Genomic DNA, 7832 nt, shown 5'->3' with positions numbered 1-7832 from the left:
GCCTTGATATCGTTGGCCGACGGCTCGACTTGGAATGATCCGTCCGCATACTGGACAACCGGGATATGCTTCTGCCCGCTGATTTCCACTGCCTTGTCGGCGGCACCGTCCTCCTGCTCGATATCGTGCCAGTCGAACGCCGCACCGAACCGGTTCAGCGCCTCCTTGGCCCGCTTGCAGTCGCCGCACCAGCTTGCGCCGTACACGTTGATATCGCTCATGATTCCTTCTTTCGTTGATGGTTGCCGGCGGGGCTCCCGTCCGTTCGCCCCGCGCGTTGGTTGCCTATGCTAAGGCAAGACGATGGCGGATACAGCTGTCCGGCATCGGGATTCGCAGTCCGCGCAAAACAGACAGCCTTCCGCGCGGCGCCCGGCCCCGCGACAGCCATCCGCGTTTCACGACCCGCAGCCCAGCTGCGGCCCGCAATCAGCTGTGCGCCGCCAACCGCCGCTCGCACCAGTGCTGCACCCAGGTGAGCACCGTGCAGAACAGCAGGTAGATGACCCCGACCTCAAGGTACAGCGCGAGCGGCTCGTAATACACCGCGGTGATGCGCTGCGCGGTCATGAACATCTCGACGACGGTGATATTCGCGGCGAGCGATGTGTCCTTGACCAGTGAGATGAACGTGTTGAACAGCGCGGGGAACGCCGACCGGAACGCCTGCGGCAACACGATGCGCCGCATGATCGTGACGTACGACATATTCGTCGCGTACCCCGCCTCGAACTGCCCGCGCGGCACCGCTTCAATCGCCCCGCGCAAAGTCTCGGACGCGTAGGCGCCCACGTTGAGCGAGAACGCGATTATAGCGGACGGAATCGCCGGAATGGTCACGCCGATGGACGGCAGGCCGAAGAAGATCACGAACAGTTGCACGAGCAGCGGGGTCCCGCGGAACACCCATACGTAGAACTGCGCGATCTGCGTGAGTACCGGCGTGTGCGCCACGCGGGTGAGCGCCACGATGATCGCCAGCGCCAGGCCGATGGCGAAGGAGACCAAGGTGAGCGGAATCGTCACCGTGATTCCTGGAATCAATAGTTTGCCGAATGAATCGACGACTATCTGCCAGACCCTGCCGTCCATTGCGGCTCCTTTCGTACTCTATGCCGGTTTCAATTCCCTGCGAAATCGAGGGTTACTTGGTGGAGATATCCTCGCCGAAGTATTTCTCAGAGATCTTCTTGAGCGTTCCGTCCTTGCGCAGCTTGGCGATGGACTTGTTGATCGCTTCGGTCAGGTCGTCGCTGCCCTTGCGCAGCGGGAAGTGCGCGGCGGGGGTTTTCTCGCTTTTCACGGCGATTTTGATGTCGGCGTTCGGCTTTTGCTTGAGATAGTCGAGCACGGCGAGCCCGTCGTTGACGATCACGTCGGCGCGCCCGGAGGTCAGGGTTTCCACGGCCTGTGAGAAATCGTTGACCTGCACGAGTGTCGCGCCTTTGTCTTGCGCGACTTTCGCCCAGTTGCTACCGTTCTGCCCGGCGTCTTTCTTGCCTTTGATATCGTCGAAGGATTTAATGGAATTGTCGTTCTTGCGGGTGACGACCACGCCGTAGGAGTAGGCGTAGGGCTCGGTGAAATCGTATTTCGCCTTGCGCTCGGCGGTTGTGGTGATTTCGTTGGCCACGCTGTCGGTTTTCTTCGAATCCACGCTGGCGAGCAGCGAATCGAAGTTCGCTTCGGAGAATTCGGCTTTCACGCCAAGGTCCTTGGCGACGGCGGTGGCGACATCCACGTCGTAGCCGGTGAGTTTGTTGGTTTTCGAATCATGGTAGCTGTAGGGCGCGTATGTGCCTTCGGTGCCGAAGACCAGTGTTCCCTTGTTCTTGACTTCCTGCAGTGCGCTGGTGGACGAGCTGGAGGAGCCGCAAGCGCCCAACGGCGCGATCAGGGTGATGGCGGCGAGGGCCGCGGCGGCGAGCCGCAGGGTATGGCGTGTGCGTGTGGTCATGGTTGCTCTCCTTGTATTTGTATGTGATTGATTGTTATTGATTGCCGACGATGACGTTTGACGTATGACGTATGACGTTCCACGTATGACGTATGGCAGGGGCGTGCCGATCGCGGGGACTGCGCTGGTAGGCAGTCGACGATTGGCGTGCGGCCTGAGACGAGGGTTAGGAAGCGAAGGATCGCAGGAATTCCGCGGTCCTCGGCTGCGACGGATGGTCGAAAATATCACTTGCCGTGCCTTGCTCCACAATGCCGCCGTGCTCGAAGAACACGACATGGTCGGAAGCCTCCCTGGCGAACCGCATCTCATGGGTGACCATGAGCATGGTCATGCCGTCCGAGGCGAGCTGCCGGATGACTTCGAGCACGCCGCCGACCATCTCCGGGTCGAGGGCGGAGGTGGGCTCGTCAAGCAGCAGGAGTTCGGGTTTCGCGGCTATGGCCCGTGCGATGCCCACGCGCTGCTGTTGCCCGCCGGACAGGGTGCTGGGGTAGCGGTCGGCGAAGTCGGCGAGCCCCACGCGGTCAAGCTGTTCGCGCCCGATGGCTTCCGCCTCCTTGCGCGGCTTGCCTTGCGCGTAGATCAACGGCTCAGTCACGTTCTGCAACGCCGTCTTGTTGGCGAACAGATTGTAGTTCTGGAACACGAAGCCGATGCGTGAGCGGATCGCTCGGATCGTCGCCTTGTCGCGGGTCGCTAAATCGACCGGACCGTCGCCGAAATCGATGGTGCCGCTATCGGCATGTTCAAGCACGTCAATGACGCGCAGCAGCGTGGATTTGCCTGATCCGGACGGACCGATGACGGTAACCGTCGCCGCGTGCGGAATATCAAGATCAATGCCGGTGAGCACATCGTGTTCGCCGAAGCGTTTGCGTACGCCGCGGATGGTGATCATCGATGCTCCTTTCACGGGACCTATATGGCGGATTCGTATCTATCAACTGTATAGGTCGGGCCGGTGACCGTTTCCGGCGCGGCTATACCAATCGCCTATCGCGGGCTATCAGCCCGACCTCCGCCTCTGCCCAGCCCATCCCGATGCCGTTCTACAGTGGAATCATGTCTTGTACTACGCTTCTTGTCGGAAAATCCGCCACTATTGACGGCTCGACCATGATCGCCCGCAACGACGATTCCGGTTCCGGCCGCTACGACCCGAAACGCTTCATCGCCGTCAACCCGTGCGACCAGCCGCGGCATTACCGCAGCGAACTGAGCCACGTGAGCATCGACCTGCCGGACGACCCGTGCCGCTACAGCATTGTCCCAAACGCGCTGCCCGGCCGCGGAATCCTCGCGGAATGCGGGATCAGCGAGCGCAATATCGCGATGAGCGCGACCGAGACGATTGCGGTGAACGAGCGGGTGCTCGGCGCCGACCCGATGGTCGAATTGCAGCCGGCCCACGGCAATCCCGGCGATGATGATTACCGGCCGGAAATCCCCGGTGGCATCGGCGAGGAGGATTTCATCACGCTGGTGCTGCCGTATGTACATTCCGCGCGTGAGGGCGTGCGCCGGCTGGGCGAGCTGCTGGAACGGTTCGGCACGTACGAGGCGAACGGCATCGCCATTTCGGATGTGGATGACGTGTGGTATGTGGAGACGATTGGCGGACACCATTGGATTGCCAAGCGTGTGCCGGATGACTGCTATGCCGCGATTCCCAACCAGTTGGGGCTTGACGATTTTGATATAGAGGATGCGTTCGGCGATGCCCGCAATCATATGTGCAGCGCCGATTTGGTGGAGTTCATCCGCGAGAATCATCTCGACCGCGGCATGGGCAATGGCGTGGTCAATGGCGTGCGGTTTGCGGAGAAGTTCAACCCGCGCACGCTGTTCGGCACGCGCACGACGAAAGACCATATTTACAACACGCCGCGCGCCTGGTATATGGAGCGTTATTTGAACCCGAGCGAGGATTGGGATTCGCCTGCTGCCCGGTACACGCCGATATCCGATGACATTCCGTGGTGCCGCCGACCGGAGAACCGCGTGACGGTCGAGGATGTCGCGTTTTTGATGGCTTCGCATTTCGAGGACACGCCGTACGACCCGTATGGTACGCGCGGCACGGATGAGACGCGGCGTCGGTATCGTCCGATTGGCATCAACCGCACTGGGCAGATGGGATTGCTGCAAATCCGCCCGTACGAGCCGGAATCGAACCGGTCGGTGATGTGGCTGCAATACGGGTCGGGCCCGTTCACCACGCTCACACCGTTCTACACGAATGTGCGCGACACGCCCGCGTATCTGCGTGACACGGGTGCGGAGGTGTCGACGGACTCGTTCTACTGGACGAGCCGGATTATCGCAGCGCTCGCCGACCCGCATTATGTGTCGAACAGCAACGCGATCGAGCATTACCGTGAGAACGTCATGTCGCATGGGCATGCGCATATCGCTCGCGTTGATGCCGCGCTGCGGGGCGCAACGGGCGCTGGTGCGGGTGTCGCGGGTGCGGGTGCCGGCACCGGTGCCGGACATGCCGTGAGTTGCGCCGATATCGAGGATGTTGAAGGCATCAAGCATAACGGCGTGCGCATGGATGCTGCCGTCGGGGCGGCCGACGATGCTGCTTCCGGAGAATCCGCTGATTGCCGTACTGCGTGCGACGCCCTTGAACAGGCGAACCAGCAGATGGCGGATTACTTGCGCTCGCAAACCCAGGAGCTGCTCAGCAAGGTGCTGTACACGTCCAGCAACCTGATGCGCAACGCCTTCGCCATGTCCGACCGCTGAGCGCCCTAGGCTCTCGGACCGGCTACCGCCCGAAACCCGTTGCGGTGTAGCCGGCCCGGGACAACGGTCGTCAGTTGAAGCCGACGACGTGTTCGGCGATGTTGTAGCCGTGCCGGATGATGAATCGCCCGGTCCGCCCGTGCAGGTTAATCGCGCGCGAGACGAGTTTATGCCGCACGTCATGCCCGATTTGCGGCGAAGTGACATCGATGTCGTGCCACAGCCGGTCCTTCTGGCGGTAATTTTCACGGTCGCGCGACAGAATCAGGAAAACGCTGGTCACCACGCTGTTGATTGACAGGAAGTGGATCATGTACCTGTACAGCCCGTCCGGCACGGTACCGCGTTCCGGCGTCGCCTCGAGCATAAGATGGTTGACGAGTTGCAACTGCCGCACGCGTCGGATCATCACATCGGTCTGTACGGACTGGCCTTCGCGCCCGATGAAGTAGTGGTAGAACGGCGTATCCAGGTACATGAGCCTGCGCACCCACGGGAACGGCTGATACGAGTAGATGAAATCGACATAGAAGGTATGTTCCGGCAAAATCATGCCTGATTCGCGCACGACCGCGGTGCGGAAGGTCAGCGCATGCATGATCATGTACTGCGCGATGCCGAAATGCCGCAGATCGTCCCAGCCGAGCCGCTTGTTCGCATCCATGACGTTGCTGAAATGCACGACATGCTTGTTGCGTTTGCCAACTTTGTCGTAGACGTAATCGGTGACCAGCAGGTCGATGGGCTCCTGCTGGGAGTGTTGCGCGCGCAGGGTTTCCATGACTTGGCCGAGTGAAGCCTTGCCGACCCAGTCGTCAGCGTCCACGACCTTGACGTACATGCCGGCGGCCTCGCGAATGCCGGTATTGACCGCGCCGCCGTGTCCCTTGTTCGGCTGGTGGATCGCCCTGACCACACCCGGATGCGCGGCCTGGAGCCGGTCGGCCAGCTCTGGGGTCGTGTCGGATGACCCGTCGTCGACAATGAGCACCTCGATATCGCCGGTATCGGGCGTATCGAGCAGCGAAGCGACGCAACGCTCGAGATATTGCTCCATGTTGTATGCGGGCACGACGAACGTCAGTGTTTTAGCGGTCGTGTTGGCGGGTGTGGTGCCGGGTGTGTTGTCAGTCGTGCTGTCCGTCGTGTTGCCGGCCGTGTCGCCTTGTGTGTTCTCCTGCGTATCGACCAGCGTGCGTTCCGGTGGCAGTTTGCCGCCCTCGCCGTGCGTCTGCGGAATCGTTCCTCGTTGAAGATCAGGCTGAGGCTGCGGCGTGGTGCCCGTAAAATTGGTCATTGTTCCACCTTCTGTATGTCCCGTGCAAGGCTATCACGAGGCGGAACGACGCGATGCCGGAATTGCCCCATTTGCTGTGAAATCACCATAATTTGCATGATGATTTCACAAAGGCGTTACCACGGGTTCAGAACGCGGCAAGTTCCCGCGGATTACGCCGCGTCTTCCGGAGACTTGGGGTTTGCGGGGTTTGCGGGGTCTGCCGGGGTTGATTCGGCGGTGGCGTCCGCAGTGTTGGAGTCGGTACTGTTGATTGTGCCGATGGTGCCGGTGGTGTCATCGGCTGTGCCGGCGGCGTTGGCATCGGTGTCGTTGGGGTCGGTAGCCGCGCTTGCGGCGGACGAATCATGCTGTTCTTTATCGTCGCCAAGCTCGCGCTTCGTTTTCTGTTCTGCCTTCTGCTTGGCTTTCTCGGCCGCTTCGCGCGCGCGCTTGGCCTTCGTGCCCTCATAGCGCAGTTCCGGCTTGGCTTCGAGACGGGACAGACCATGCCAGGCGAGGTTGACGATGAGCGCGGCGAGCTGTTCCTTGCCGAGCTTGGGGCGGTCGGCCCAATACTGGCCGGTGAACACGGTCATGCCGACAAGCATTTGCGCGTAGTACGGCGCGCTTTTGACGGGAAGATGCTGGCGTTTGAACCATTCGACGAGAATCTGCTCGACTTTTGAGCTCACATCGCCGAGCAGCGAGCTGAACGAGCCAGTCGGGTCGGTGCTGGGGGAATCCCGCACCAGCACTTGGAATCCCTCAGGATTCTCCTCGATGTATGTAAGGAGTGCGAGGGCGGCGCGTTCCACAATCTGTCGGGGATGGGCGTCCGTGTCGCTGAGCGAACCGATGAGCGCGTCGGTCAGTGCGCGCATTTCGCGGTCGACGACCACCGCGTACAAGCCTTCCTTGCCGCCGAAATGCTCGTAGACGATGGGTTTGCTGACTTTAGCGCTCGCGGCGATTTCCTCGACGCTCACCGCTTCGAACCCTTTGGACGCGAACAGTGCCCGTCCTATCTCGATAAGCTGCTCGCGCCGCTGATACGACGTCATCCTCGAACTACTTGCCATAGTGTCTAGTTTCTCACCCCTTGTGGATTTCAGCTGTGGGGAGGCGTGGTGATCGGCGGGTGATGCGCTGGGTGACGCGGCCGTCCGCAGATGTCTTCAGCACCAGCGCCCGACCGGTTCGCTCGGCCAGCTCCCAGGCCTCAAGCCAACCGTCACCACTTCGCGCGATTTCACATACGTCACCACCGCGATGACCACATCCACGCAGAACAGGAAACCGGCAATCGCGAACGCCACACCTTGCCCGCCCGTCATACGTTTGCACCGCACCCCGGCGATTACCGCGGCAAGTTCATACAGCCCGCTCGTCACGATCAGCGTCGCATCGGCGATGAAGCAGAACCCCCATACGGTCAGCGTGATGAACGGTATCTTCAGCGAGAGCACTATCGATACTGCAGCCAACGCGAACACCAGCAGATAGTAGGGGATATGCACCAGCTTGATGATCATCGCATTCCTGGCGATGGTGCGGAATGCGCAGTCGCGGCTGAGCCACACGTATATCCCGCCCACGATGACGGTAGTGATAACCCAACAGACTGAAACCCACGGGATCGCGTCAAGGAATTTGCCGTCCTCATCCAAGTTCATTTCGGGGAGCATCACCAGTAGCCAGAACAGGTAGGGTTGCGCGGCTTCGAACACGGTCAGTGCGGTTACCGAATGCTTGGCTTTCATGTCATGTCCTGCCGTCGATGGTTGATATCGGCCTTTCGCTGTTTGGTGTGGGTGGGTCTGTCAGGTGGTGACGGTGCTGAGG

At 60.8% G+C, this 7832-nt stretch carries 8 protein-coding genes; 1 reads left to right on the top strand and 7 read right to left on the bottom strand.

Annotated elements, in window-relative coordinates; all coding sequences use genetic code 11:
- The 4 genes from ACI38B_RS04915 to ACI38B_RS04900 form a co-directional block, all read right to left on the bottom strand.
- Nucleotides 1-221 (bottom strand): mycoredoxin (locus ACI38B_RS04915; RefSeq protein ID WP_439729775.1); only part of this gene is annotated, 221 nt, incomplete at its 3' end.
- Nucleotides 222-429: 208 nt separating this feature from the next.
- A complete protein-coding gene (locus ACI38B_RS04910; RefSeq protein WP_339562482.1) occupies nucleotides 430-1092 on the bottom strand; it encodes an amino acid ABC transporter permease in 663 nt (220 codons plus the stop codon).
- Between the two features lie 52 nt (nucleotides 1093-1144).
- The gene (locus tag ACI38B_RS04905) at nucleotides 1145-1957 is read right to left on the bottom strand and encodes a transporter substrate-binding domain-containing protein (RefSeq protein WP_439729774.1); all 813 of its coding nucleotides are present in this window, start codon (nucleotides 1955-1957) and stop codon (nucleotides 1145-1147) included.
- Nucleotides 1958-2123: 166 nt separating this feature from the next.
- Entirely contained in the window at nucleotides 2124-2858 is a 735-nt protein-coding gene (locus ACI38B_RS04900; protein ID WP_439729773.1) for an amino acid ABC transporter ATP-binding protein, read from the bottom strand.
- A 164-nt stretch (nucleotides 2859-3022) separates the two neighbouring features.
- On the opposite strand from ACI38B_RS04900, the gene ACI38B_RS04895 reads away from it, so the two are divergent.
- Nucleotides 3023-4711, top strand: coding sequence for a C69 family dipeptidase (locus tag ACI38B_RS04895; RefSeq protein ID WP_439729772.1), 1689 nt, complete (start codon nucleotides 3023-3025; stop codon nucleotides 4709-4711).
- 70 nt (nucleotides 4712-4781) lie between these two features.
- On the opposite strand, the gene ACI38B_RS04890 is transcribed toward ACI38B_RS04895, so the two are convergent.
- The 3 genes from ACI38B_RS04890 to ACI38B_RS04880 form a co-directional block, all read right to left on the bottom strand.
- The gene (locus tag ACI38B_RS04890) at nucleotides 4782-6008 is read right to left on the bottom strand and encodes a glycosyltransferase family 2 protein (RefSeq protein WP_439729771.1); all 1227 of its coding nucleotides are present in this window, start codon (nucleotides 6006-6008) and stop codon (nucleotides 4782-4784) included.
- Nucleotides 6009-6160: 152 nt separating this feature from the next.
- Nucleotides 6161-7051: a TetR family transcriptional regulator gene (locus tag ACI38B_RS04885; RefSeq protein ID WP_439729770.1), complete on the bottom strand. Its 891-nt coding sequence runs from the start codon at nucleotides 7049-7051 to the stop codon at nucleotides 6161-6163.
- A 114-nt stretch (nucleotides 7052-7165) separates the two neighbouring features.
- Nucleotides 7166-7750: a hypothetical protein gene (locus tag ACI38B_RS04880; RefSeq protein ID WP_439729769.1), complete on the bottom strand. Its 585-nt coding sequence runs from the start codon at nucleotides 7748-7750 to the stop codon at nucleotides 7166-7168.
- Nucleotides 7751-7832 lie beyond the last annotated feature (82 nt).

The sequence above is a fragment of the Bifidobacterium sp. genome, from assembly GCF_051876855.1.
In the GTDB taxonomy this organism is placed as follows: domain Bacteria; phylum Actinomycetota; class Actinomycetes; order Actinomycetales; family Bifidobacteriaceae; genus Bifidobacterium.
This window is presented reverse-complemented; position numbering and strand designations above follow the sequence as displayed.